This window comes from Enterobacter sp. ku-bf2 (genome assembly GCF_001742765.1).
GTDB lineage: Bacteria > Pseudomonadota > Gammaproteobacteria > Enterobacterales > Enterobacteriaceae > Enterobacter > Enterobacter quasiroggenkampii.
The window spans coordinates 830825-853133 of record NZ_MDVW01000001.1 but is presented as its reverse complement, the minus strand read 5'-3'; the positions used below and the strand labels follow the sequence as shown (position 1 = coordinate 853133).

General features: G+C 53.4%; 25 protein-coding genes. 19 read left to right on the top strand and 6 right to left on the bottom strand.

Going from position 1 to position 22309, the window contains the following annotated elements; all coding sequences use genetic code 11:
• From paaH to BFG58_RS04005, 8 genes are all read left to right on the top strand, one after another.
• Window positions 1–1425 carry a 3-hydroxyacyl-CoA dehydrogenase PaaH gene (gene paaH / locus BFG58_RS04040; protein WP_069719306.1) on the top strand — a complete coding sequence of 475 codons (1425 nt, stop codon included), beginning with the start codon at window positions 1–3 and terminating at the stop codon, window positions 1423–1425.
• Entirely contained in the window at window positions 1415–1837 is a 423-nt protein-coding gene (gene paaI, locus BFG58_RS04035; protein WP_025911352.1) for a hydroxyphenylacetyl-CoA thioesterase PaaI, read from the top strand. The genes paaH and paaI overlap by 11 nt, the downstream gene beginning before the upstream one ends.
• Entirely contained in the window at window positions 1837–3042 is a 1206-nt protein-coding gene (gene pcaF, locus BFG58_RS04030; RefSeq protein WP_069719305.1) for a 3-oxoadipyl-CoA thiolase, read from the top strand. Before paaI ends, pcaF begins: the two co-directional genes overlap by 1 nt.
• A 27-nt stretch (window positions 3043–3069) precedes the next feature.
• Window positions 3070–4386: a phenylacetate--CoA ligase PaaK gene (paaK, locus tag BFG58_RS04025; RefSeq protein WP_069719304.1), complete on the top strand. Its 1317-nt coding sequence runs from the start codon at window positions 3070–3072 to the stop codon at window positions 4384–4386.
• A gap of 185 nt (window positions 4387–4571) precedes the next feature.
• Entirely contained in the window at window positions 4572–5507 is a 936-nt protein-coding gene (gene paaX, locus BFG58_RS04020) for a phenylacetic acid degradation operon negative regulatory protein PaaX (protein ID WP_024908033.1), read from the top strand.
• Between the two features lie 9 nt (window positions 5508–5516).
• Window positions 5517–6113 (top strand): phenylacetic acid degradation protein PaaY, encoded by a 597-nt coding sequence (paaY, locus tag BFG58_RS04015; RefSeq protein ID WP_069719303.1) that lies wholly within the window; start codon window positions 5517–5519, stop codon window positions 6111–6113.
• A 102-nt stretch (window positions 6114–6215) separates the two neighbouring features.
• A complete protein-coding gene (locus tag BFG58_RS04010; protein WP_063621540.1) occupies window positions 6216–6959 on the top strand; it encodes an SDR family oxidoreductase in 744 nt (247 codons plus the stop codon).
• Between the two features lie 52 nt (window positions 6960–7011).
• Complete coding sequence (locus tag BFG58_RS04005) at window positions 7012–7494, top strand: glutathione peroxidase (protein WP_069719302.1); 483 nt, start codon at window positions 7012–7014, stop codon at window positions 7492–7494.
• 89 nt (window positions 7495–7583) lie between these two features.
• Here BFG58_RS04005 and BFG58_RS04000 read toward each other — a convergent pair whose 3' ends face one another.
• Window positions 7584–8483: a LysR family transcriptional regulator gene (locus BFG58_RS04000; protein WP_069719659.1), complete on the bottom strand. Its 900-nt coding sequence runs from the start codon at window positions 8481–8483 to the stop codon at window positions 7584–7586.
• 128 nt (window positions 8484–8611) lie between these two features.
• Between BFG58_RS04000 and BFG58_RS03995 the strand changes: the two genes are divergently transcribed.
• Window positions 8612–9184, top strand: coding sequence for a flavin reductase family protein (locus BFG58_RS03995; protein ID WP_021241342.1), 573 nt, complete (start codon window positions 8612–8614; stop codon window positions 9182–9184).
• A 240-nt stretch (window positions 9185–9424) separates the two neighbouring features.
• On the opposite strand, the gene BFG58_RS03990 is transcribed toward BFG58_RS03995, so the two are convergent.
• Entirely contained in the window at window positions 9425–9886 is a 462-nt protein-coding gene (locus BFG58_RS03990; RefSeq protein ID WP_008502363.1) for a GNAT family N-acetyltransferase, read from the bottom strand.
• A gap of 63 nt (window positions 9887–9949) precedes the next feature.
• Window positions 9950–10552, bottom strand: coding sequence for an XRE family transcriptional regulator (locus tag BFG58_RS03985; RefSeq protein WP_048223019.1), 603 nt, complete (start codon window positions 10550–10552; stop codon window positions 9950–9952).
• A 43-nt stretch (window positions 10553–10595) separates the two neighbouring features.
• Between BFG58_RS03985 and BFG58_RS03980 the strand changes: the two genes are divergently transcribed.
• From BFG58_RS03980 to BFG58_RS03945, 9 genes are all read left to right on the top strand, one after another.
• Window positions 10596–11291, top strand: coding sequence for a B3/4 domain-containing protein (locus tag BFG58_RS03980; protein ID WP_045910441.1), 696 nt, complete (start codon window positions 10596–10598; stop codon window positions 11289–11291).
• A 21-nt stretch (window positions 11292–11312) separates the two neighbouring features.
• On the top strand, window positions 11313–12206 hold the full coding sequence (locus BFG58_RS03975) for a dihydrodipicolinate synthase family protein (protein WP_069719301.1): 894 nt from the start codon (window positions 11313–11315) through the stop codon (window positions 12204–12206).
• 19 nt (window positions 12207–12225) lie between these two features.
• Complete coding sequence (locus BFG58_RS03970) at window positions 12226–12468, top strand: hypothetical protein (protein WP_069719300.1); 243 nt, start codon at window positions 12226–12228, stop codon at window positions 12466–12468.
• Between the two features lie 376 nt (window positions 12469–12844).
• Window positions 12845–13102: a hypothetical protein gene (locus tag BFG58_RS24270; RefSeq protein WP_254665187.1), complete on the top strand. Its 258-nt coding sequence runs from the start codon at window positions 12845–12847 to the stop codon at window positions 13100–13102.
• A complete protein-coding gene (locus tag BFG58_RS24265) occupies window positions 13099–13263 on the top strand; it encodes a hypothetical protein (RefSeq protein WP_254665186.1) in 165 nt (54 codons plus the stop codon). The genes BFG58_RS24270 and BFG58_RS24265 overlap by 4 nt, the downstream gene beginning before the upstream one ends.
• A 145-nt stretch (window positions 13264–13408) precedes the next feature.
• Window positions 13409–13798: a hypothetical protein gene (locus tag BFG58_RS03960; protein ID WP_069719299.1), complete on the top strand. Its 390-nt coding sequence runs from the start codon at window positions 13409–13411 to the stop codon at window positions 13796–13798.
• Window positions 13799–14217: 419 nt separating this feature from the next.
• Window positions 14218–16422 carry a sugar kinase gene (locus BFG58_RS03955; protein WP_069719298.1) on the top strand — a complete coding sequence of 735 codons (2205 nt, stop codon included), beginning with the start codon at window positions 14218–14220 and terminating at the stop codon, window positions 16420–16422.
• 1 nt (window position 16423) lies between these two features.
• Window positions 16424–18355, top strand: a complete 1932-nt coding sequence (locus BFG58_RS03950) for a hypothetical protein (protein ID WP_069719297.1) — start codon at window positions 16424–16426, stop codon at window positions 18353–18355.
• Between the two features lie 3 nt (window positions 18356–18358).
• A complete protein-coding gene (locus tag BFG58_RS03945) occupies window positions 18359–19336 on the top strand; it encodes a hypothetical protein (RefSeq protein WP_063621546.1) in 978 nt (325 codons plus the stop codon).
• A 158-nt stretch (window positions 19337–19494) separates the two neighbouring features.
• Here BFG58_RS03945 and BFG58_RS03940 read toward each other — a convergent pair whose 3' ends face one another.
• The 3 genes from BFG58_RS03940 to BFG58_RS03930 form a co-directional block, all read right to left on the bottom strand.
• Window positions 19495–19932, bottom strand: coding sequence for a VOC family protein (locus BFG58_RS03940; RefSeq protein ID WP_069719296.1), 438 nt, complete (start codon window positions 19930–19932; stop codon window positions 19495–19497).
• A 13-nt stretch (window positions 19933–19945) separates the two neighbouring features.
• Window positions 19946–20383: a VOC family protein gene (locus BFG58_RS03935; RefSeq protein WP_069719295.1), complete on the bottom strand. Its 438-nt coding sequence runs from the start codon at window positions 20381–20383 to the stop codon at window positions 19946–19948.
• Window positions 20384–20462: 79 nt separating this feature from the next.
• A complete protein-coding gene (locus BFG58_RS03930; protein WP_069719294.1) occupies window positions 20463–21623 on the bottom strand; it encodes an MFS transporter in 1161 nt (386 codons plus the stop codon).
• A 130-nt stretch (window positions 21624–21753) separates the two neighbouring features.
• On the opposite strand from BFG58_RS03930, the gene BFG58_RS03925 reads away from it, so the two are divergent.
• Window positions 21754–22290, top strand: a complete 537-nt coding sequence (locus BFG58_RS03925; RefSeq protein WP_069719293.1) for a MarR family winged helix-turn-helix transcriptional regulator — start codon at window positions 21754–21756, stop codon at window positions 22288–22290.
• Window positions 22291–22309: the final 19 nt, after the last annotated feature.

Genomic DNA, 22309 nt, shown 5'->3' with positions numbered 1-22309 from the left:
ATGCTGAACATACGGACTGTCGCCGTGATCGGCAGCGGCACGATGGGCGCCGGCATTGCCGAAGTGGCGGCCAGCCACGGTCATCCGGTGCTGATCTACGACATCTCCAGCGATGCGATATCACGCGCCATCGACGGGATCCGCCAGCGTCTGGACTCCCGGGTAACGCGCGGAAAGCTTTCCGCCGATGCCGGCAGCCAAATCCTTGCCCGGCTGGTTCCCGTCACCGATATCGAGGCGCTCTCCGCGGCCGATCTGGTGATTGAAGCGGCCTCCGAGCGGCTGGAGGTGAAAAAGGCGCTGTTTGCACAGCTGGCTGAGATCTGCCCGCCGCAGACGGTGCTGACCAGCAATACCTCTTCCATCTCCGTCACGGCGATTGCGGCGGACGTCCACCACCCGGAACGCGTCGCAGGCCTGCATTTCTTTAACCCGGCGCCGGTCATGAAGCTGGTGGAGGTGGTCAGCGGGCTGGCGACCTCCCCGGAAGTGGCCGACGCGCTGTGCGAGCTGGCGCTGAACTGGGGCAAACAGCCTGTTCGCTGCCAGTCAACGCCGGGGTTCATCGTCAACCGCGTCGCGCGTCCGTTCTATTCCGAAGCCTGGCGCGCGCTGGAGGAACAGGTCGCTCCGCCGGAGGTGATTGACGCCGCCCTGCGTGAAGGCGGCGGCTTCCCGATGGGGCCGCTGGAGCTGACCGACATGATTGGTCAGGACGTCAACTTTGCGGTGACCTGCTCGGTATTTAACGCCTTCTGGCAGGAGCGTCGTTTTCTGCCTTCGCTGGTTCAGCAGGAACTGGTGCTGGCAGGAAGGCTGGGCAAAAAGAGCGGGAAGGGCGTGTACGACTGGCAGGGTGAAAAACCGGACGTGCTGTGGGTTGAGTCGGTGAACGACAGCTATAGCCCGATGCGCGTAGAAAAAAGACGTGACGGTGTCACGGAAATAGATGATGTCTATCTGGTTGAAACGCAGGGCGAGACCGCGCAGGCGCTGGCGCTGCGGCTCAACGGCCCGGTGGTGGTGGTCGACCGCATTGAGCGCGACGTGGCGGTCATTGCCGCCGCCGCCAGCAACCCGTATACCGCGACGCAAAAAGCCATCCGCTACCTGCAGCAGCAGGGACACCGGGTGGTGCAAATTGCCGATTATCCCGGCCTGCTGATCTGGCGGACGCTGGCGATGATTGCCAACGAGGCGCTGGATGCCCTGCAAAAAGGGGTCGCCAGCGAGAAGGACATCGACACGGCCATGCGCCTGGGCGTGAACTACCCGAGCGGGCCGATCGCCTGGGGCGAGCGCCTGGGCTGGCAGCGCCTGCTGACGCTGCTGGAGAACCTGCAGCGTCATTACGGCGAAGAGCGCTATCGCCCCTGTTCACTGCTGCGCCAGCGCGCGCTTCTGGAGAGTAGCTATGAGTCATAACGCCTGGCATAACGCCCGCACCATGTACGAACGGGACGCCTGCGCGCAGGCGATGGGGATGGACATTGTCGAGATGGACGAGGGCTACGCGGTGGTGACCATGACCATCACCCCGCAGATGCTGAACGGCCACAAAACCTGCCACGGCGGCCAGCTGTTTTCGCTGGCGGACACCGCTTTTGCCTACGCCTGCAACAGCCAGGGGCTGGCGGCGGTAGCCTCCGGCTGCTCGATTGACTTTCTGCGTCCGGGCTTCGCCGGGGACACGCTCACCGCCACCGCGCGGGTGAAGCATCAGGGCAAGCTGACCGGCGTGTATGACATTGAAATCCATAACCAACAACAGAAAACCGTCGCCCTTTTTCGCGGAAAATCTCACCGCATCGGCGGCAGCGTGACAGGAGAGGCCTGATGCGTGACGCATTTATTTGTGATGGCGTTCGAACCCCGGTGGGCCGTTACGGCGGTGCACTTTCCGCTGTTCGAACTGACGATCTCGGTGCCGTGCCGCTGCGCGCGCTGCTGGCCCGCTACCCGCAGCTCGACCTGGAGCGGATTGACGACGTGATATTCGGCTGCGCCAACCAGGCGGGGGAAGATAACCGTAACGTGGCGCGCATGTCGTCGCTGCTGGCCGGTGTGCCGCAGACGGTCTCCGGCACGACGATCAACCGCCTGTGCGGTTCCGGGCTGGACGCGATTGGTTTTGCCGCGCGCACCATTAAGGCGGGCGACGGCGACCTGCTGATCGCGGGCGGCGTGGAGTCGATGTCCCGCGCGCCGTTTGTGATGGGCAAAGCCACCGCGGCGTTTCAGCGACAGGCGGAGATCTTCGATACCACCATCGGCTGGCGATTTGTGAATCCGCTCATGCATCAGCAATTCGGAACTGACAGTATGCCGGAAACGGCAGAGAATGTAGCTGAATTGTTAAATATCAGCCGTGCCGATCAGGACGCCTTCGCGCTGCGCAGCCAGCAGCGTACCGCGCAGGCGCAGCAAAACGGCGTTCTGGCGCAGGAGATTGTCCCGGTGCCGGTGCCGGGTAAAAAAGGGGCGATCACTGAGTTCAGCGTGGATGAACATCCGCGCGCGGACACCACACTCGAACAGCTTGCCGGGCTGAAAACGCCGTTCCGTAAGAACGGGGTGGTCACGGCCGGAAATGCCTCCGGGGTTAACGACGGCGCGGCGGCGCTGATTGTCGCCAGCGAGAAGATGGCGCTGGCGCAGGGGTTAGTTCCTCGCACGCGGATCGTGGCGATGGCGACGGCGGGCGTGGAGCCACGTCTGATGGGGCTCGGCCCGGTGCCGGCCACCCGCAGGGTGCTGGAGCGCGCCGGACTCAGTATTCACGATATGGACGTCATCGAGCTTAACGAAGCTTTCGCCGCGCAGGCGCTGGGCGTGCTGCGTCAGCTGGGCCTGCCGGATGATGCCGCGCACGTCAACCCGAACGGTGGCGCGATTGCGCTGGGCCACCCGCTGGGCATGAGCGGCGCCAGGCTGGCGCTGGCCGCGAGTAACGAACTGCACCGACGCGGCGGGCGCTACGCGCTGTGTACGATGTGCATCGGTGTGGGTCAGGGCATTGCCATGATCCTTGAGCGTGTTTGAGCATAAAAACAATGTGAGTACCCTACAATGACAAATACAACAAAGCTTGATCCGATTGAAACGGCCTCCCTTGACGAGTTACAGGCGCTACAAACCGCGCGTCTGAAATGGACGCTGCATCACGCCTATAACAACGTGCCGATGTACAAACGCAAGTTTGATGCTGCGGGCGTTCATCCTGACGATTTCAAAGAGCTGGCGGATATTCGTAAGTTCCCGTGCACCACCAAGCAGGATCTGCGGGATAACTATCCGTTCGATACCTTCGCCGTGCCGATGGAGCAGGTGGTGCGCATTCACGCGTCATCCGGCACCACCGGCAAACCGACGGTTGTCGGCTACACCCAGGGCGACATCGACAACTGGGCCAACCTGGTGGCGCGCTCCCTGCGCGCGGCGGGCGGCAGCGCGAAGGACAAAATTCACGTGGCGTATGGCTATGGTCTGTTTACCGGCGGGCTGGGGGCGCACTACGGGGCGGAGCGTTTAGGCGCGACGGTGATCCCGATGTCCGGTGGCCAGACGGAGAAACAGGCGCAGCTGATCCGTGATTTCCAGCCGGACATGATCATGGTGACGCCGTCCTACTGCCTCAACCTGATTGAAGAGCTGGAGCGCCAGATGGGCGGCGATGCCAGCACCTGTTCCCTGCGCGTGGGCGTCTTCGGCGCCGAGCCGTGGACGCAGGCCATGCGTCGTGAAATTGAAAAACGCTTAGGGATTACGGCCCTGGACATCTATGGCCTCTCCGAAGTGATGGGGCCGGGCGTGGCGATGGAGTGTATCGAAACCGTCGACGGCCCGACCATCTGGGAAGATCATTTCTACCCGGAGATCGTCAACCCGAACGACGGCACGCCGCTGGATGACGGCCTGCAGGGCGAACTGCTGTTCACCACGCTGACCAAAGAGGCGCTGCCGGTGATCCGCTACCGCACCCGCGACCTGACGCGTCTGCTCCCGGCAACCGCGCGCAGCATGCGTCGTATGGATCGGATCAGCGGCCGCAGCGACGATATGCTGATCATTCGCGGCGTCAACGTCTTCCCGTCGCAGCTGGAAGAGGAGATTGTGAAGTTCGAACACCTTTCTCCGCACTACCAGCTTGAGGTGAACCGTCGCGGACATCTTGATTCACTTTCTGTGAAGGTGGAGCTGAAAGAGAGCAGTCTGACGCTGACGCACGAGCAGCGTTGCCAGGTGTGCCACCAGCTGCGCCACCGTATTAAGTCGATGGTGGGGATTTCCACCGACGTGACAATCGTGAACTGCGGCAGCATCCCGCGCTCGGAGGGCAAAGCCTGCCGGGTGTTTGACCTGCGTAAAGTTGCGGCCAACGGTTAAAACAACACCCCCCTCATCCTGGCCTTCTCCCCGAAGGGGAGAAGGGACGGTACGGTGCGGTCTTTTGCCTCCTCAGAAAGGGCGAAGGGACTGCTCGGTGTGGCATTTTCCCCTCTCCCCTCTGGGGAGAGGGTCAGGGTTAGGGTCCTATGCTATGATTCATCCAGGACAAAAATAACAACAGAATGAATCACATGAATAAACTCGACGCCTTTATCCAGCACGCGGTCAGCTCCGTTCCCGTCAGCGGGACTTCGCTTATCTCCTCGTTATACGGTGACGCGCTTTCCCATCGCGGCGGTGAGATTTGGCTCGGCAGCCTCGCTGCCTTACTGGAAGGCATGGGGTTCGGCGAACGGTTCGTGCGTACCGCGCTGTTTCGCCTCAACAAAGAGGGTTGGCTGGACGTCTCGCGCATCGGGCGACGCAGCTTTTACCGCCTGAGCGATAAGGGGTTGCGCCTGACGCGTCGCGCGGAGAATAAGATCTACCGCGCGGAACTGCCCGCCTGGGATGGTAAATGGTTATTGCTGCTCTCCGAGGGGCTGGATAAAACCACCCTGGCCGACGTTAAAAAGCAGCTGATCTGGCAGGGGTTTGGCACGCTGGCGCCGAGCCTGATGGCCTCGCCGTCACAGCATCTGGCGGACGTGCAGTCCCTGCTTCACGATGCCGGCGTGGCGGAAAACGTGATTTTCTTTGAAGCCCACTCGCCGCTGGCGCTCTCGCGCGCCGCGCTGCGTTCACGCGTAGAAGAGTGCTGGCAGTTAACCGAGCAAAACGCGATGTATGAGTCGTTTATCAGCTCGTTCCGGCCGCTGCTGCCGCTGCTGAAAGAGGCCGCGCCGGAGGATCTGACGCCGGAACGCTGCTTCCAGATCCAGCTGCTGCTGATTCACTTTTATCGTCGCGTGGTGCTGAAGGACCCGCTGCTGCCGGAAGAGTTACTGCCTGCGCACTGGGCAGGACAAAGCGCCCGACAGCTCTGCATTAATATCTATCAGCGTGTCGCGCCGGGGGCGCTGGCGTTTGTCAGCGAGAAGGGCGAAACCTCTGTCGGCGAACTGCCCGTGCCCGGCACGCTCTACTATCAACGCTTTGGTGGTCTTACAAGCGCATAAGGAGGGAAGATGCCTGTTTATCAAATTGACGGCCTGACGCCGGTCGTGCCGGACGAGAGCTATGTTCACCCCACAGCGGTGCTCATTGGCGACGTGATTCTGGGTAAAGGCGTTTACGTCGGTCCCAATGCCAGCCTGCGCGGTGATTTTGGCCGTATCGTGGTGAAAGACGGTGCCAATATTCAGGATAACTGCGTGATGCACGGTTTCCCGGAGCAGGACACGGTGGTGGAAGAGGACGGGCACATCGGCCACAGCGCCATTCTTCACGGCTGCGTGATCCGCCGCAATGCGCTGGTGGGCATGAACGCGGTGGTGATGGACGGGGCGGTCATTGGTGAAAACAGCATCGTCGGCGCGTCGGCGTTCGTGAAGGCCAAAGCGGAGATGCCTGCCAACCATTTGATCATCGGCAGCCCGGCCAGGGCGATCCGTGAGCTGAGCGAGCAGGAGCTGGCCTGGAAGCAGCAGGGCACGCGGGAGTATCAGGTGCTGGTGGAGCGCTGCAAGCTCACTATGCACCAGGTCGAGCCACTGCGCGAGGTTGAGCCTGAACGCAAGAGGCTGACGTTTGACGAGAATTTACGGCCGAAGTCGGCGGTGTAGGACGGGAAGTTCGCGCCACGGCACTAACGGGAAGATGTTACCCCGCCCCGTCATGCTATAAATCCTCCGACACAGACTCATCACGATAAAGGACGCAGAGTTATGCTGAGAGGAAAACGCGCTGTTATCACGGGTGGCGGCGGGGGATTTGGTCAGGCGCTGTGCGTCTGGCTGGCGCGAGAGGGCGTTGACGTGGATTTTAGCGCCCGTCGGGTCGAGGATATAGAAAAAACCTGCGCCCTCATCGCGGCTGAAGGGGGTGTGGCAAGAGGGTATCTTTGCGATTTAGCCCAGCCGGAATCCGTTTCTCAGTTCTCTTCGCAGGTCTTACATGCAGACAGGCCAATCGATATTTTACTACTGAATGCTGCTCAGTGGCTGTCAGGGACTCTAGACGAACAATCGAGCACAGAAATCGTCAATACCGTCAGTTCAGGCCTGACAGGTTCAATCCTGCTCACCCAGGCGCTGCTTTCAGGATTGCGACGTTCAGACGGCGCAGACATCATTGCGATTATATCCGCATGCGGTATTCCGAACTTTACAGATTCCATTGCCCATCCCGCTTTTTTTGCCAGCAAACATGGAATGAGCGGCTTTATCACCAAACTGTCAAAACAATTGTCCCGGGAAAATATAAGGGTGACCGGCTTGTATCCACCCGATTTTGAACTTACCGGGTTAGACGCGCTTGTCGACGAACGCTCGCGAATGGGGGAGCGCTTAATGAATGGACGATCTGTCTGGGAAACGCTGCGTTTTGTGCTCACTCAGCCCCGTAGCTGCCACATTGGTACCGTCTACTTTCAGGGGCCCACTCGCGAAGATCTGGAATGTCAGTCCTGAACCTCGTATTTTTGTATCCACCTCTCGATTAAGCAGAACAGGGACCATACAGATGACGCGCTTTTACGAATTTACCGCTACCAGCCTTGATGGTCGGCCGATCTCAATAGCCGACTATGCGGGTAAGGTGGTTCTGGTTGTAAATACGGCCAGCCAGTGCGGCTTTACGCCCCAGTATGCGGGTCTTGAAGCACTGTTTAAAAAACATGCCGATCAAGGGCTGGTGGTGCTTGGCTTCCCCTGCAACCAGTTCGGTAAGCAGGAGCCTGGCGGAGCCGACGACATCTCAAAGACCTGTTACATTAACTACGGCGTCAGCTTTCCCATGTTCGAGAAAGTCGAGGTCAACGGCGCCGCAGCACATCCGATTTTTCGTTATCTGAAAGACGAATTGCCCGGCGTGCTGGGTGGGCGGATTAAGTGGAACTTTACCAAGTTCCTTGTCGGGCGTGACGGTAAACCCCTAAAGCGCTTTGCACCGGTGACCACGCCCGAGAAAATGGAGGGGGCAATTGTTGCGGCACTGGGAAGGTGAGTGTTTTTGTCGCCAGAGCCATCTGTTTGTCGGGGATAGCCGATATTCTGATGTCCGCTCTGTGCCAGATGCGGACGTCGAGGAGAATGTTATTTTGATGCGAAATATTTGCGTAATATTTTTTCTAATAACGAGAAAACGACCGTCACCCTTTTGGGAGTAATCAGCTGGTAAGGCCGATATAAATAAAATTGCCATTTCTCCTGTCGCAGTTCTGGCAATGGGGGAACAAGTTGGCCGCTTGCTAAGTACTCCCTACAGATAAAGTCGCTGGACTGTACAACCGTTCTCCCGGCCAATGCAGCCTGAATTTCGGCATATGGATCTGTAGTATAAAACTCAATATGACGAGGGACAAAAGTATTTACTGCGTCACTCATAAATTCAAATGATTTTCCCGTCTCAGGATTAATTAAACCACTAAATGGATAACGCTGTCGAAGATCTTCTAAATCAGTAGGTGCTCCCAGGCGCTCAATAAGTTCAGGGGATGCAACCAAAATATGTTCAACTTGTCCGATATTTTTAATGATAAAGTTTGGGTTAGGTTCTCTCCCTACGCGTATACCTATATCGATACGATGCTCAATAGTATCAAGTTTCATCATATCTAAACGCCAGTCGATAAATAACTCAGGATAGGGACGTAGTGCAGTTAATAGTTCATACAAGATTTGTTCATGATTTGGAAATCGAAATAATGTGATACGAACAATACCCTTCATTTCATTATCATCTTTCGCTGTCTGAAATAGTTTTTCAGAATCTTCAAGCAGTCGCTTCGCTTGGGGTAAAAATAGTTCGCCGAAACTAGTGAGAAAGATCGAACGAGTATTGCGTTTGAATAAAGGTTCACCAAGTTGTTTCTCCAGCTCAGCGACTGTTCGGGTTACTACTGATGGTGAAACCGACAGCTTGATGGCTGCTTCGCGGAAGTTCAAGGTCTCAGAGGCGATGATAAAAAATTTTAGAGCGTCAAGTTTGTCCATGATTATTGTGAAATCTGCAATAATGTATTTTGATATTAGCAATTAATTTGCAACTATTCCAGACATATAATAGAACAATCAAATAAGTAACCTGTCTTACTTTTTATCAGAACTCAAAAGAGTAAACTATGTCAATTCAACCAGTAGAGTTAAACAAAGCCTATCGTTTATTACAGGTCGGGCCAACGACGATGATATCGGCTAAAAATGATGGCATTGAAAATGTCATGGCAGCGGCCTGGGTGGGATTAGTAGGCAATAACAAAGTGATGGCTTTTATAGGTCCACAGGCATTTACTCGCGGGCTTGTAGAAAAAAGCGGATATTACGTTGTACAGATCCCAGTAGTAAATCAGATGGAAATGGTTTTATATGCTGGAGGTCACAGTTATTCCGACACACCCGATAAAAATAGTAAAATCCCACTATTTTATCAGAAAGAGTTTGATCTGCCTTTAGTGGAAGGTTGCGCTGGCTGGTTAGTATGTAAGGTCATACCCAATGAAGAAAATGAAAAGCAGCACAACTTGTTCATGGGGGAAATTGTCGGAGCATGGAGTGATGACCGCGTTTTCAAAAATGGGCACTGGATTTTTGATGATGCACCAGATGAATTACGTACTGTCCATTACGTTGCTGGCGGACAGTTTTACGCCATTGGCAAAGGGACAAAATTTAATTATGGGCCGGGAAAAGACTAATCCTTACTTCTGCATAAATGTAGCCATATAACATGGCTACATAGAGGTAGTAGCATAAAAGAATAACCTACTTAAGATGTTTGCTTCTCACTCACAGCGGACCTTTAGCTCAGTTAGCATATCCGCTCAGTGCCAGAAGCGGATGTCGTAAGATTCGTTCGGCTAAAAGAGCAAATTCTTCTGCATCAGAGTGACAGGCCCTGCGGATTCACATTTATCATTACTCTCTGAAAAGTACTTTTATTTTTGCCCGGGGTTACGATAAATATCGGGTCGATTGATTTGCCAGACAAAATCTGGTCGGTTCAATGGGTTATACCCCAGCTTCTGGTATAACCATGGCGCGCTGTCGGTTACCAGCATTATCCGTCGCAGACGTGACAACAATGGATGGGCATGACAGCATTCAATCAGCCAACGTCCAAGACCACTTTTCTGATAATCGTTCAGCACGTAGACGTCACACAAATAACCAAAAGTGGCATAGTCTGTGACCAGACGGGCGAAGCCGATTTGTCTTGTTCCATCCAGGAGCGCGAAACAAAGGCTGTTCTGGATTGATATCCTGACCGTTTCAGCATCAATACCAGGAGCCCAGGACGATTGCGAGAGGTAATCGTGAATGGCTTCCAGCTGAAAAAAGCTGGGATCGGTTGTGACAATAAATTTGTCTTTGGTAAAACGCAGATGCTGATTATTCACCGAACTCCTCCTTTTGGGCTACTTGTGATGAGGCACAGGGCTGTCCTCTATGCCGGGGAATGCTCAGGATGCTTTTTCATGTACTGTCATGATAAATACCAGCGGGTTCTCCCCCTGGTTTTCATAGAAATGAGGAACGTCCGTTCTGGCGGTTGCCGAACAGCCAGTATTTACCCGATACACGTGATCCTGTACGCCGAGTGTGAGCGTGCCCGACTGCACATAAAACAGTTCAAGCGTTCCTTCCGTGTGGCCGGGGGACGCAAACTTTTCCCCCGGCTGCATTTCCCACATCCAGAGCTCGGTCATATCAGGGCCACCCGACCCTGCTAGCAATCTTGCTCTCCCGCCTTTTTCACCTTCCCACAATTCAGGGATCTCATCTTCAGCGATGAGATGCACGGTCGGTTTTGAACTGACATCCACAAAATCAGCCACTGAAACCCCCATTGCGGCAGCCAGGCGGCATAGCAGGGCAATGCTGGGATTCGCCCGGCATCCCTCTATCTCAACCAGCGCTCCCTTGCTGACGCCTGCCCGACGCGAGAGTTCATCAAGGGAGATTTTCTTTTGCTTACGATACAGTTTTATTCGCTGCGATACGGCTTCATTCACGGAACTGGCGATCGAATTTGCATCGGTCATTAAATTGACTTTTTTGGTCATTGGTCATTATCATGGAATAAATTGGTCATTACAGGATTATCACGTGCTAACAGTATCGCCGTCAATTGCCCCTGAAATTTATCGTATTGCTCCCGGTTTTCGGGCACTCAGCATCTGCGTAAAAGCTGCGCCAGTGCTTAATCCCGACACTGGAGAAATGGCGCTGCGTGAAGCCTGTGAAGCCGTTCTGGCCGGTGAACCAGAGTGGGCGGACTCTCATCTGGCGGCATGGGCCGACGTTTTTCAAAAGTTTGGTGCTAAACCTAAACGCACTCCTTGCTCAGCGGATGCGTTACGCAAGCGCGTGTTACGTGACGGAACGATGCCAGCGCTCGATCCTATCGTTGATCTTTATAATGCCGTTAGTCTCCGCTATGCCGTTCCGGTTGGTGGAGAGAATCTCTCTGCCTATCAGGGGGCGCCGCGTCTGACTGTGGCAAAAGGAACAGAGCCTTTTGATACCGTCAAAGAGGGAGAGGCCACCGTTGAGTATCCTTCACAAGGCGAGGTTATCTGGTGTGATGATATTGGCGTGACCTGCCGTCGCTGGAACTGGCGACAGGGGATCAGAACCCGCTTAGGCGTGGAAGCTCAGGAAATGTGGTTCATTCTGGAGAGTCTCCCGCAGATGCCGCTGGATAGACTTCACGAAGCCGGGAAGATGCTGACCGACGGCCTGGAAAAAATGATGCCCGGTCTGTGGTTTGAAGTTGCTCTCATCGAAGAACAACAGCAGTAATACCCTTCAGGAGAAACAGTTATGTTTACCGGTTTGTCGGCGTTTCCATTAACCCCAGTCACTGCCAGCGGCGTGGATGAAAAGGGTTTCAGCCATATTCTTTCCCGTCTTACAGACGCTCGGGTTGATTCTATGGGCATCCTGGGGTCAACCGGAAGCTACGCCTATCTGACCCGGGAGCAGCGCAAGCGCGTAGCAACGCTGGCAAAACAGCATGCAGGGAACATCCCCGTTATGGTGTGTGTGGGAGCGGTCAGTACCGATGCCATTCTGCATCTGGCAGATGATGCACAGGCAACTGGTGCGAATGCGCTGTTACTCCCGGCGGTCAGTTACCAGCCACTCCGTGACGAAGAAGTCTTCTCACTCTTTGAGACCGTTACCCGGCACGTTTCTGTACCGGTGTGTATCTATGATAATCCGGGCACTACGCATTTTACCTTTACGGATGAACTCCACGGTCGTCTCTCCTCACTTGAGGGGGTTCGCTCGGTCAAGATCCCTGGCGTCCCGGATAGCCCCGCTGCAGCGATTGAGCGGGTGAATGCGTTACGTCAACATTTGCGCCCTGGCGTAACAATCGGTATTAGTGGCGACGCTTATGCGGGGCTGGGATTAAATGCCGGTTGTGAAGTGTGGTATTCCGTGTGTGGCGGTCTGTTCCCTGAGATGGCGAAACAAATCACCGAAGCTGCGGCGGCAAACGATCATCAACGCGTTACAGCCCTGACAACCCGCCTCGAGCCGTTGTGGTCGCTCTTCCGGAAACATGGGGGAAGTATTCGCGTTATTGCCGCTGCTGCTGGTGTGCTTGGGCTTACCGACATGGATTGCCTGCCTCGACCTCTGCAACCATTGTCAGTTGGTGATATCGCGGATATTGCCCATGTGATAAGCATGCTGGAGCTGAAGTGATCTCTCCGCAGGAGACGGGGTGTCTACCGGTCCTTTTGAAACCTGGTGGGGGATCAATCGTCAGATGTTTGACACTAGTTCTTTAGGTCCGCACCTCGCTCAGAGCGGCCTTATCAAATGGATTCGTGACAGGATTGGTTTGCAGCAAGAAGAATACGTTTGGGCATCTGGTCTGCATGAACGGCTGGTCTCTGAAGGGATTTTCGCTCATACGGTTGTCGCCTTTGAAATGCAGCGTGAACCACTCATGGCCCGCCATTGAATATCGCTAATTTGAAAACAACTTTATCAGATTCGATTCTGGCGGAAGAGAGCGTTAGGAGACGTTATGACAATTGACTATCTACAAGCCTGGTACAGCGGCAACTGAACAATGCTGCGAGTGTAATCGAAGGATCCACCCTCGTTTCTTCATTATTGTGCCATCATCCACACCTGTCGTGTATTGAACAACACAAGGTTCTCTTGCAAAGAAAAGCGATAAGTAATTCTCGTTTCTGGTGGTTTGAAGCGTGTAAAAGTAACTTTTACTGAACGATAGTTACCGCTAATTTGCGCAGAGGTCAGTGAAGCGCCGATTAATCAGCTCAGTAAGACAGTGACTACAATTCCGATTCGTCATAAACAAGGAAAGCACCATGTTCGGATTCTTTAAAAAAACAGACGCTGAGCCCAGGCAAGGCCCCCGTCTTACGGCAAACCAGTTTATCGCTTTGACGCTGAGTGATGAAAAGCTGTCTATGCCCGTGTACCTGCCGGGGCTGCGCAGTGAGGCCGAATGCGACGAGCTGGGGTTATGGCCACTCATCTACATCTGGAATGTGGATCGCACTTCTGGCACGTTCAGCCTTTCTGATAATGGTAAAGCGATTGCCCATCTCCTGGAGCTTTTGTGACCCGTGAAGACCCTGCATATGCTCAAGTTCGTGATGAGGCGATGAAGGTTATCACTGAGGCTTCAACGCAGTCCCTTCTGGCAACCATAAAGAAAGCCGGCCTCATACCCGATGTTTTGTTCGCGTATCACGCTGAGGATGTACAGCAGGAGCAGGGCTAACCGTCAGGAAGTGCTTGAGATTGCGCCAGGAATTTTTTAGTAAGTCCTTTCATTGTAACGCTAAATATTCGTCAAGAAATGCTTCAGTTTGCCGAAATATACGATAAGTGTTATTCATGAACATAACTAAAAGGGATGGATCCGTATGAAGAAACTGCTGCTTCTTGTTCCGCTCGTGTTTGCTGCTCCGGTACTGGCTTCTGAAGTGACGGTGGGTCAGGTTTGTAAGGCTGCTTCAGCGGCAATGTTCGGCCGTGATCTAAAAATCATGCAGCTGGATAAAGTCGAGTCAGGTATTGCTTACGTACGTTATATCCGACAGAACGATGGCACCCGCTGGGCCATCAAGTGCAAACTTATCGGCAATCAAGTGATGTGGGCATCTGACAATCCTGACAGCACCGGTCGCTGGCGGGATGATCCTGCAGACAGTACGGTCAAATATGCAGTTGAGGGTAAAAAAATCATTATAACTGAGGTCTACAGCGACGGTTCGAGTAGCTCCAATTCTTATCCGTTGAAGCAACTACAGTGACTACACACAAGCTTCTAATTATAGCCTGTGAGCGACTCGTCCTTTCAGGACGCATTTGACTATGTGGATGAGACCTTTGACGTGTGCCAGGAGCGGACTTTACTAACGCCGCTGATGTATTAATCCATGAAGAACAGGTCATATTTTTAATATAAATTGACTGGCGCGATAATTTTTACATGAATATCACCGATATTTATTATTGCCTCCATTGCTTTTTTAAGCGCGTATACATTTGTACGACTGGCGGCTATGCCGGTGACCTTTTCCGAAACTGTCGTGGATGCTGCTGGGCCAAAAGGTTCTTTAAAAGGGAAGTTACTCACTCCAACTTCAAAACCAACCGCCGTTGTTCTTATCGTACCAGGCTCCGGGCCGACCGATAAGGATGGAAAATTAAGACCTGCTGAGGATACGAAATGCCAATGGAATCACCTGAAATCCAGCTCAAGGCTCTGAATAATGCTTTGCGTCGTTTACGTGGGGCCTGTTCCGCACTTGACGGTGAGGAGCTTGATGAAAAATTACTTGAGGTCATGCGACGACTGCTGCTTGCTGAGGTGCTCGCCGATACCTGGATTGTGGCGATAGGTGGCTCGCAGGGGGCAGGTAAAACGACGCTGATGGCGAGCCTGTATAACCTACATCATGACAATAGCGGCTGGTTACGCAGTAATGAAGGACGCGGCGAGAAAATGCCGGTACTGATCCTCGAGAGTCGTGAGACTGAAGTAGCGCAGGGTTATGTCCGCCGCCTGGTCGAAACTGGAAATGGTTTGACGCTGGAGGATGTCAGGGTCGACGTTAATGAGTTTCAGCGCGCGGTCTGCGATCCTGATGCCGGGGATTTACTGCCGATACTGAAAGTACCGCAGCGTTATTTTACCCGCAATAACCAGGCTTGGTTACTGCTGCCTGGTTATGAAAAACAAGAGCGTGAAAATCGTGAATGGCAGGAACTGATGCGTCAGGCGATGATAGCGGCAGGCGGTTGTATAATCGTGACCGATGAGACGCGACTGGCAAACCAGCAGCAGCTCGAAATCGTCAAAGATATGCTGGAAAAAGAGCTTAAGAATTGTAAACCTTATATTGTTATCTCCAAGACAGAAGCGTATCGCCACAATCCGCAACGTCAAGCTGAATTAAGAAAAAGCGCGGCTGAAACCTTCAATGTCGCTGCCGAATATACCGATAACAACATTATTTTAACCGGCACCGACGATCCGGAATACGTAACAGATTGGATGCCGCACCTTCGCCGGGCCATTGACGACCTTAACTTTTCCGGACAGACCAACCGTTATCTCCAGTTAACCCACCTTACTGGGATTGTTAGTAAGGATCTGCCGCGCGTCATGAATATGATCCGCACCCAGTCACGTCTGTATTACCACAGTGATAAAGGCGGCCTGGACGATGGCAGCCAGGTGCTGGCCGAAGCTCTGGAAGTGTTTGACAGTGCCGTGCAGGAACTGCGGGAGGAGCATACCAAAAAGGTAAAAATGTGCATCGCTAAAACTTTTGAGGCGGCGAAGGCTAATATGGACCGCAGGCTGGTCAAAGAGCATGAGGGATTTGCCAACTGGATATCGAATGCATTTGATACCACCAGTGAGACAAAAGGCAAATTACAACAACTGGTTCAGGATTCATGGCAGGACGCATCAGCTGATCTCTTCGACGACTATGTGAACAGTCTGCAACAATTGACGGCGGCGAAACTCAAGCCCATTCCGAACGGCAACGATCGCCCAAACTTGCCTTCATCACCGAAGCTGGAGAAGCTGGTAGCACTTGGCTATATGAATAGCGCCGGACAGCCTGTACAACACGAACAGCTGGATGCGGAAAAAATAAGTAATATCAAAATATTGCTAAATCATGGCGCCACGTCGAATACGGAAAGCACCCCAGTGGTGAATAAACAGCTGAGGAAAAGCGTGGAATTGATCCCGGTGCTCTCGCTAGAGTACACCCGCCTTGTGTACGCCATGCCTGAGATTTGCAAAGAGCTGCGGCCCTACGTCACGCTTGAGCAGGACGATGGCGAGACATCCGCGGGTAACGTCGCGGCAGAAGGGGTTCAAACTCTCAACGCAGGGGTTGATCTTGGCAAGACCGCAATAAAATCACTGGCGGCGGTGCTGGCGATTGACGTTGTTAGTGACGGCGATTCCGATATCCTAGGTGCGCTCTTTGGCCAGGATCAGTCTTCTGTTGACCCGACGGGTTCACCTCTTCCCCCCGCACCGGTGATGATGCATCCTGCTGCCGTTGCTGTAACCGCCGTTGTGGCGGCGGCCTACGTGACCGCGGCTGCAGTAACGCGAATGCGCACATTTGAGAAAAAAGCGAGCACCCAGGCACACGTCATGCTTGCCAGCGTTCATGACCATCATATTGAGCATTTACGCAAGCAGTTCGATGACACGATGAACGCGGCGCGTAGGCAGATTAGCGAAACGTTACGTGCGCGTTATCACATGGACGAAATGCTGATGCGCAAGGATCGGCTCGCGAAAGCCATCGCCGATGTGAATGTCCTTATCGACGACCTGCGCACTGAGCTGGGTTCATCGGCTACGGGCCTGCAAGTATTAATCACCAGCCGTGGTGAGTGAGATGACGTCCGGGAAAGTTATTGATTATTGGCAGCGGTTAGAGTCACGGCAGTCGGAGTGGGCTTTTCGCGCCTACGATCGGCTGATTAAGACATTAAGTCATGACGTTCAGGAAAGGATACAACTTAAGGAAAGCGATGCCGAACCGTATGTGGTCATATTTGGTAAGACGCAGGTCGGAAAAACCACCTTACTGCTCGACCTGATGGACATCGATCTGCAGCAGATGGCAACGTTATCGCATGTGCTGCGCGGCGGACGGGAAGCCGGGAAATCATCCACCGCCACCGCCATGGAATATCGTCGTTCAACAGACCAGCGCTGGGGATTGTTTGTGCAATCGAAAACGCGCTGGCTTGCCTCTGACGACGATATGACTGAGGCCTTAGCGCAGCTCAGAAAGCAGATGGAACGAGGTGAACTGGTTGTTGATTCTCCCTGTATTGTGCATATTCCGTGGCGTTTTTTCAGGATAAAAACCTCGGGAGTGCCCGGCGTGCGTATTCTGGATCTGCCTGGTGATAATCCCGCCAATATGGAAGAGCAAAAGCATGTAAATCAAATGGCGAAGACCTATCTTCCCTTCGCTGATTTGGTCCTGCTGATTGGTCGTGGCGACGATTTGAGCTTCCTGCAGCCGCAGGTTATCACCCTGCCGGGTATTGAGGACTGGCAGGCGATGCCGCATCGGTTTCGCATCGTGACGACCTATTCTTACTCAGCGCAGTCGGTGAAGACGCTGATTCGCAACAATCCGGCTTTCGATATCACGCAGTTACGTCAGCGCCTTATTGAACAGATTGAACGCTTTAATAACCTGAGCGACGCGGCGAAAGATCGGAACCTCTACTTTCCGCTCGAGTTTGGCAGCAGTTGGCTGAGTATGGCCGAAAACGATACCGCCCTTTATGCCCGGGTTGCCCCCATGGTCAGCCGCTTGCGTAGCGAACTGTTGGAACAAATTGCAACATCGACAAGCCCACTCGGACGACTGCGAAGTACCTTGGATACTCACCTCAGCGTTAAATATATCCAGGAGGAAAAAACGGCGGCAATCGAAAGAGAACTGCTGGGGCTAAAAAAACAGCAACAAGAGACAAAAGATAAACTGACAGTTTGGAAAAACGCTATTGCTCAGACGCAGCAGAAAATAAAAAAAACGGAGAGGTTATTGAAAGATAACGCTTTACCTGTCAGCCGACGTCTTATTGATAAAGCTGCGGAAGAGGCCGCAAACTTTAAATTGAAAGGAAGTTACAGCAGCGAAAAATGTACTAGTTTGCACAGCATGATCGCCGACTATTGCTCTAAAATTAAGAATATCCAGTTGGATGTGAAAAATAATACTGCCTACTGGCAAAAAGTGGCCCACAATAAAGTTGAACCTACGAGGCAGGCGGTGCAGGATATTCTTGATGAAAACTTCAGTGCTATTCGCTATAGGCTCAATGACTATTGGATCGACACATATCTTAGTTCTGCGAATTTTTTATCGGATAAAAACAGCGTCATCCATGCCGCTGATAATGCCAAAGTGGAAGTCATTCGGTTGTGGACCTCACAATGGATGGCTGCCGCAGAGAACGTCAATAATCAATACAAAAGCAAACTCACCAAAGATGGGGTAATTCTCGAGGAGTTACGGGTAGAGCAGAATAAATCTCTGCGGCAACAGACATCACTTAAGCAACATGCCGTCTCGTGCGAAGATGAGTTAAAGAGAATTGCTGTTGAATCACAAGAGGATCTTGTCCGCTGCGAGCAGTTTGTTCACTTTCTTGATGAAGAATATCTCAAAACATTAAGTACGCGTCTGGATTCAGCCTTTCAGGAACGTGATGATTGTGATGCGTTATTACAAGTTTTATCCTGCGTTGCGTTGAAAAATCAGCGGGAAGATTTAATGAATTTAACTGAAAAGTATTCTGGATAAGGCATGAACGTGACTCGTGAAATAATAAATAAAGAAAAATCGCTCACCGAGTTAATGGTGAAAATACTCAAGGAGCCGCTCAATCCCCTTGAGAGTTCGTTAAAAAAACTCAATACAGAGGTTCTGGAGACCAAAGATAAGGTTGAAGAAATCAATGATGCCATTAATGCGGTAGGTGCAAACACCGAAGAAATCATTAATCCACTGAAAAAATCGTTACGTGAGCTGCAAGATGACGATATCCCAGGGGCGATAAATAAGCTGCGGGAATTTATTTCGATTCAGGTCGAGGAAAAAAAACAGAATATTAGCACCGCGCTCAGCCAACAATCGGAACACTATGACAGCCAGCTGAAAGCCGCGATCGGTGAGGTCTTTGAAAAACTGTCGGATGTTCTTGGACAGCAAAATGAGAGTGTCCAGGCAGTAATACAGCAGTATCAGCAAACGGGTATCGACAGTGCTGAGGCCTTATTGCAGCAACTGCTGAATGCTAACCGCTTCCTGGAGGAAACCGGCGCCGCGAATGCCAGCGAGCAACAGTCGACGCGAGAGCGTGACCTGCGGTTGGCTGAACGGCTGGAAAGTGTCATGCAGGCCCAGCAACAAATAAAGCAGTCGATAAGTGAACTTGACCAGCAGCTCAATGGCGTGAGTAAAGGTGTGCAAACGGCGCGAACCATGCTCGCGGAACGGCAGGAAAGCGATAGGAGGGAAGTGTTAAGCAGCCTTGAAACGCTGTCTACCGACGTCCAGGCAGCACTGGTGCAGCATTTGACCCCACCAACCCAGGCTATTGAGTCTCTGCAAACCAGCCAGCAGGCTTTGATCGAGGCAATGAGCCAGCAAAAGAGCCATCTGGAGGCGCAAACTGCCGCAAGTCAGGGTAGATTCCGCTACGTTGTTATCATTTTTTCCCTGTTTGCTACCTCAATGTTAGCGTATATCGGCTATGACATTTGGAAAAATTTAACTCCCTGACAGGGCTAAAGTGCATGACGTCTAACGCGACAGAGCCATTATATTTTGAGCTGTGTATAAGGTTAGACAACCTTGTGACTTGCTCCCCGTTGACTCACACAGAATGCTGTTAGCTATGTCCGCAGATCGCTCAAAGCGGACCATACCGTAAAACTTTATTAGTGAAGTGACTCTTTTTCTCCTGAGAGCGTATCCGCATCAGGTGAATAATTCCGGTAAACGCATGCCAGTTTATGCCCGTCAGGATCGCGCAGATAGGCAACATAAAAATCGGGGCCGTAGGCGGTTCGTGTACCGGGCACGCCTTCATCCTTTCCTCCCGCACGGAGGCCCGCGGCATGGAAGCGTCTGACAATTTCCGCGTTATTGGCTCTGAATGCGAACATTGTCCCGTTTCCCGCCGTCGCGGGTTGCTGGTCAAAAGGAGGACAAATGCAGAAGCTAAATTCGTCATCCGGATGATTTTCGTTTCCCCACATTGCCCAGCTATCAGTCCAGGCGGGCAGACGTGAATAGCCCAGCACGTTAAAAATAGCGTCATAAAAGTTCACGGCGCGCTGAAAGTCATTTGTCCCTATCGTGATATAAGCCAGCACCTTATAACATCCTCTATCCACGCAGCCACGGCGTAATCGTTAGTCCGGTCAGCAAACCTTCCGGGCTGAGCAGGCGAGTAACGGTTTGTCCCCACGGTTCCGTGCGGTTGGCGACCAACAACCGATAGCCTTTTTCACTCAGAACACGGGTAGCGGAATCGAGATCCTGCACCTCGTATTCAATCCATCCCTGCGGTATCGGATGCTCCACGGGCCACTGCGCTTCACCAAAACAGGACGTTGCCGCCTGTGACAGCGGCCAGACGGCAAAATGCTTCACGCCCGGTAAGCGTTCCTCTTCAGTGAGCAGATAATCGGCATTGCCCTCCATCGGCTTCAGCGGCAGTCCGAGAGTCTGGATATAAAACGCGGTGCTGGACGCTGTATCCTGTGAAATGGGCCCGAACCCGGCGACGAACATGACATCAATTCCCGGTAACGTCTGCGACATATCCACTCCTTAATAGCCTGTAATGATGGAATTTAACGTAGAGCCGTCTGAAATACGACTCTCAATTATGGTATCGCATTCACCGTGCCTGCACGTTCACGGTGGGTTTGAAAGTGAACGCGATAACGATCAACAGCACGACTCCTGCACTCATCACCAGCCAGGCGCTGGTCAGCGAGACCGAACTGTCGCGAACGATCCCTGCAACTAACGGCATGAGCGCGGCGAGCATATATCCTCCGCCCTGAACTTTAGACAGTAACTTCCCGGCCTGCGCGGGCGTTCGCGCATGATCGAACGTGACGATAAGCGACAGCGGGAAGAGGGCGCCGATACCGATGCCAAGCAGCAAGGTTGATAAGACCGGCGTCGTACCTGGAGAGAAGACCAGACACAGTAATCCCGCCAGCAGCAGTAACAGTACAGTTATCAGCGGAACACGGCGGTCGGGGAATTTACCGATCAGCGCGGAGACGGCAAACCCGGCGGCCACCTCGGTTAAGGTCAACCAGGCCAGCATATAGCCGCTGCTGCGTGCGGACCATCCTGCCTGAATATAGAGCGGGGGCAGCCAGGCTAAGACCAGCGTGTAGGCACCCGTCCCCACGCCAAAAAAGAGCAGAAGGAGGCCAGTCCGGGAGGAAGAGAGCGTAACGGGTTCATGTGCTGTTTGTTCTCCTTGAGGCTGTTTAACCAGGGGTAACCACAGCATCAGCGCCAGCAGCGCGAGCACGCCTGCCATAGCCAGCGCGGGCTTGAGCGAGAGCCATGAAAACAGCGGCTCGGCGCTGGCGGCGGCGACTGCCGCACCGGCCATAATGCCCGTGCTGAATAGCGACATGATCGTGCTGGCCGTTTGCGTATACGCCTTTTTTATCAGGGCAGGCATTAACGCCTGGATCGTGCCGATGCTGGCCCCGCCCAGTAACGCGGTGCCCATCAAACCTGTCAGCGAGGTGCTAAAACCGCGTAATGAACAGGCTACCAGCAGGATGAACAGCCCGAGCATTATTCCCCTGACGGCACCGATCCTGGCTAAAAGCCAGGGGCCACACAGGGCAGCCAGTCCCATCATCGCCACCGGCAGGGTAGTCAGCAGGCTGAATTGCGTCGCGGTCAGCCCCGCTTCGCGCTGCAGCACGGAGAAAAGAGGGCCGACCGAGGCCAGAATGGGGCGCAGGTTCAGCCCGACGATAAAAGCGATAACGGCGAAGAGTAACGGTGATGTACGTTTCAACATGGCATCCTTTTCGGTTGTGAATGGCCCAGGCAAATTGCCGCGAGCATTTATCTTAACGTTAAGATAAAATCTGTTTTTGTGTAAGATGTACCGCACAACTCGATAAATTCCCACGCTATCCGGGGTGAAGATGAAAGACCATGTAGACTTCGTTGTCGGCCAGTGGAGCAGCGCCATGCCTGAGCTGGACGCCTCGTCGATGAAAATTTTTGGCCGAATGCTCAGGCTGATGAAGCACCTGGGAAAAGAACGCGCGCAGGCCATGGCACCGTTTGGCTTTCGCGAGGGCGAGTTTGACGTCCTCGCCACGCTGCGTCGCGCCGGGAAGCCGTACTGCCTTTCGCCCACGCAGCTGTATACATCCCTGTTGATCACTTCAGGGGCGATGACGAACCGGCTCAACCATCTTGAACAACAAGGCCTTATCAGGCGGATTGCCGATCCTGATGACAAGCGCAGCTCGCTCGTCAGCCTGACGCCGCACGGGCAGGCTCGTATCGAACAGGCGCTGCTCGTGCATACGGAAACGCAAAATGCGCTGCTGAGAAACCTCTCTGAGGCGCAACGCGCGCAGCTTGAGTCTCTGCTCAGGGGGCTGCTGCTGACGTTTCCGGCTGAGGAATGGGGTGAAACGTCACCGAGTGCCGATAATACAAAAACTGCATGATTACACCTGACAAAAAGGG

Coding starts and splice junctions, on each gene's coding strand:
- paaH (WP_069719306.1), top strand. CDS start 1: ATGCTGAACATACGGACTGTCGCCGTGATCGGCAGCGGCACGATGGGC.
- paaI (WP_025911352.1), top strand. CDS start 1,415: ATGAGTCATAACGCCTGGCATAACGCCCGCACCATGTACGAACGGGAC.
- pcaF (WP_069719305.1), top strand. CDS start 1,837: ATGCGTGACGCATTTATTTGTGATGGCGTTCGAACCCCGGTGGGCCGT.
- paaK (WP_069719304.1), top strand. CDS start 3,070: ATGACAAATACAACAAAGCTTGATCCGATTGAAACGGCCTCCCTTGAC.
- paaX (WP_024908033.1), top strand. CDS start 4,572: ATGAATCACATGAATAAACTCGACGCCTTTATCCAGCACGCGGTCAGC.
- paaY (WP_069719303.1), top strand. CDS start 5,517: ATGCCTGTTTATCAAATTGACGGCCTGACGCCGGTCGTGCCGGACGAG.
- BFG58_RS04010 (WP_063621540.1), top strand. CDS start 6,216: ATGCTGAGAGGAAAACGCGCTGTTATCACGGGTGGCGGCGGGGGATTT.
- BFG58_RS04005 (WP_069719302.1), top strand. CDS start 7,012: ATGACGCGCTTTTACGAATTTACCGCTACCAGCCTTGATGGTCGGCCG.
- BFG58_RS04000 (WP_069719659.1), bottom strand. CDS start 8,483: ATGGACAAACTTGACGCTCTAAAATTTTTTATCATCGCCTCTGAGACC.
- BFG58_RS03995 (WP_021241342.1), top strand. CDS start 8,612: ATGTCAATTCAACCAGTAGAGTTAAACAAAGCCTATCGTTTATTACAG.
- BFG58_RS03985 (WP_048223019.1), bottom strand. CDS start 10,552: ATGACCAAAAAAGTCAATTTAATGACCGATGCAAATTCGATCGCCAGT.
- BFG58_RS03975 (WP_069719301.1), top strand. CDS start 11,313: ATGTTTACCGGTTTGTCGGCGTTTCCATTAACCCCAGTCACTGCCAGC.
- BFG58_RS24270 (WP_254665187.1), top strand. CDS start 12,845: ATGTTCGGATTCTTTAAAAAAACAGACGCTGAGCCCAGGCAAGGCCCC.
- BFG58_RS03960 (WP_069719299.1), top strand. CDS start 13,409: ATGAAGAAACTGCTGCTTCTTGTTCCGCTCGTGTTTGCTGCTCCGGTA.
- BFG58_RS03955 (WP_069719298.1), top strand. CDS start 14,218: ATGCCAATGGAATCACCTGAAATCCAGCTCAAGGCTCTGAATAATGCT.
- BFG58_RS03950 (WP_069719297.1), top strand. CDS start 16,424: ATGACGTCCGGGAAAGTTATTGATTATTGGCAGCGGTTAGAGTCACGG.
- BFG58_RS03945 (WP_063621546.1), top strand. CDS start 18,359: ATGAACGTGACTCGTGAAATAATAAATAAAGAAAAATCGCTCACCGAG.
- BFG58_RS03935 (WP_069719295.1), bottom strand. CDS start 20,383: ATGTCGCAGACGTTACCGGGAATTGATGTCATGTTCGTCGCCGGGTTC.
- BFG58_RS03930 (WP_069719294.1), bottom strand. CDS start 21,623: ATGTTGAAACGTACATCACCGTTACTCTTCGCCGTTATCGCTTTTATC.
- BFG58_RS03925 (WP_069719293.1), top strand. CDS start 21,754: ATGAAAGACCATGTAGACTTCGTTGTCGGCCAGTGGAGCAGCGCCATG.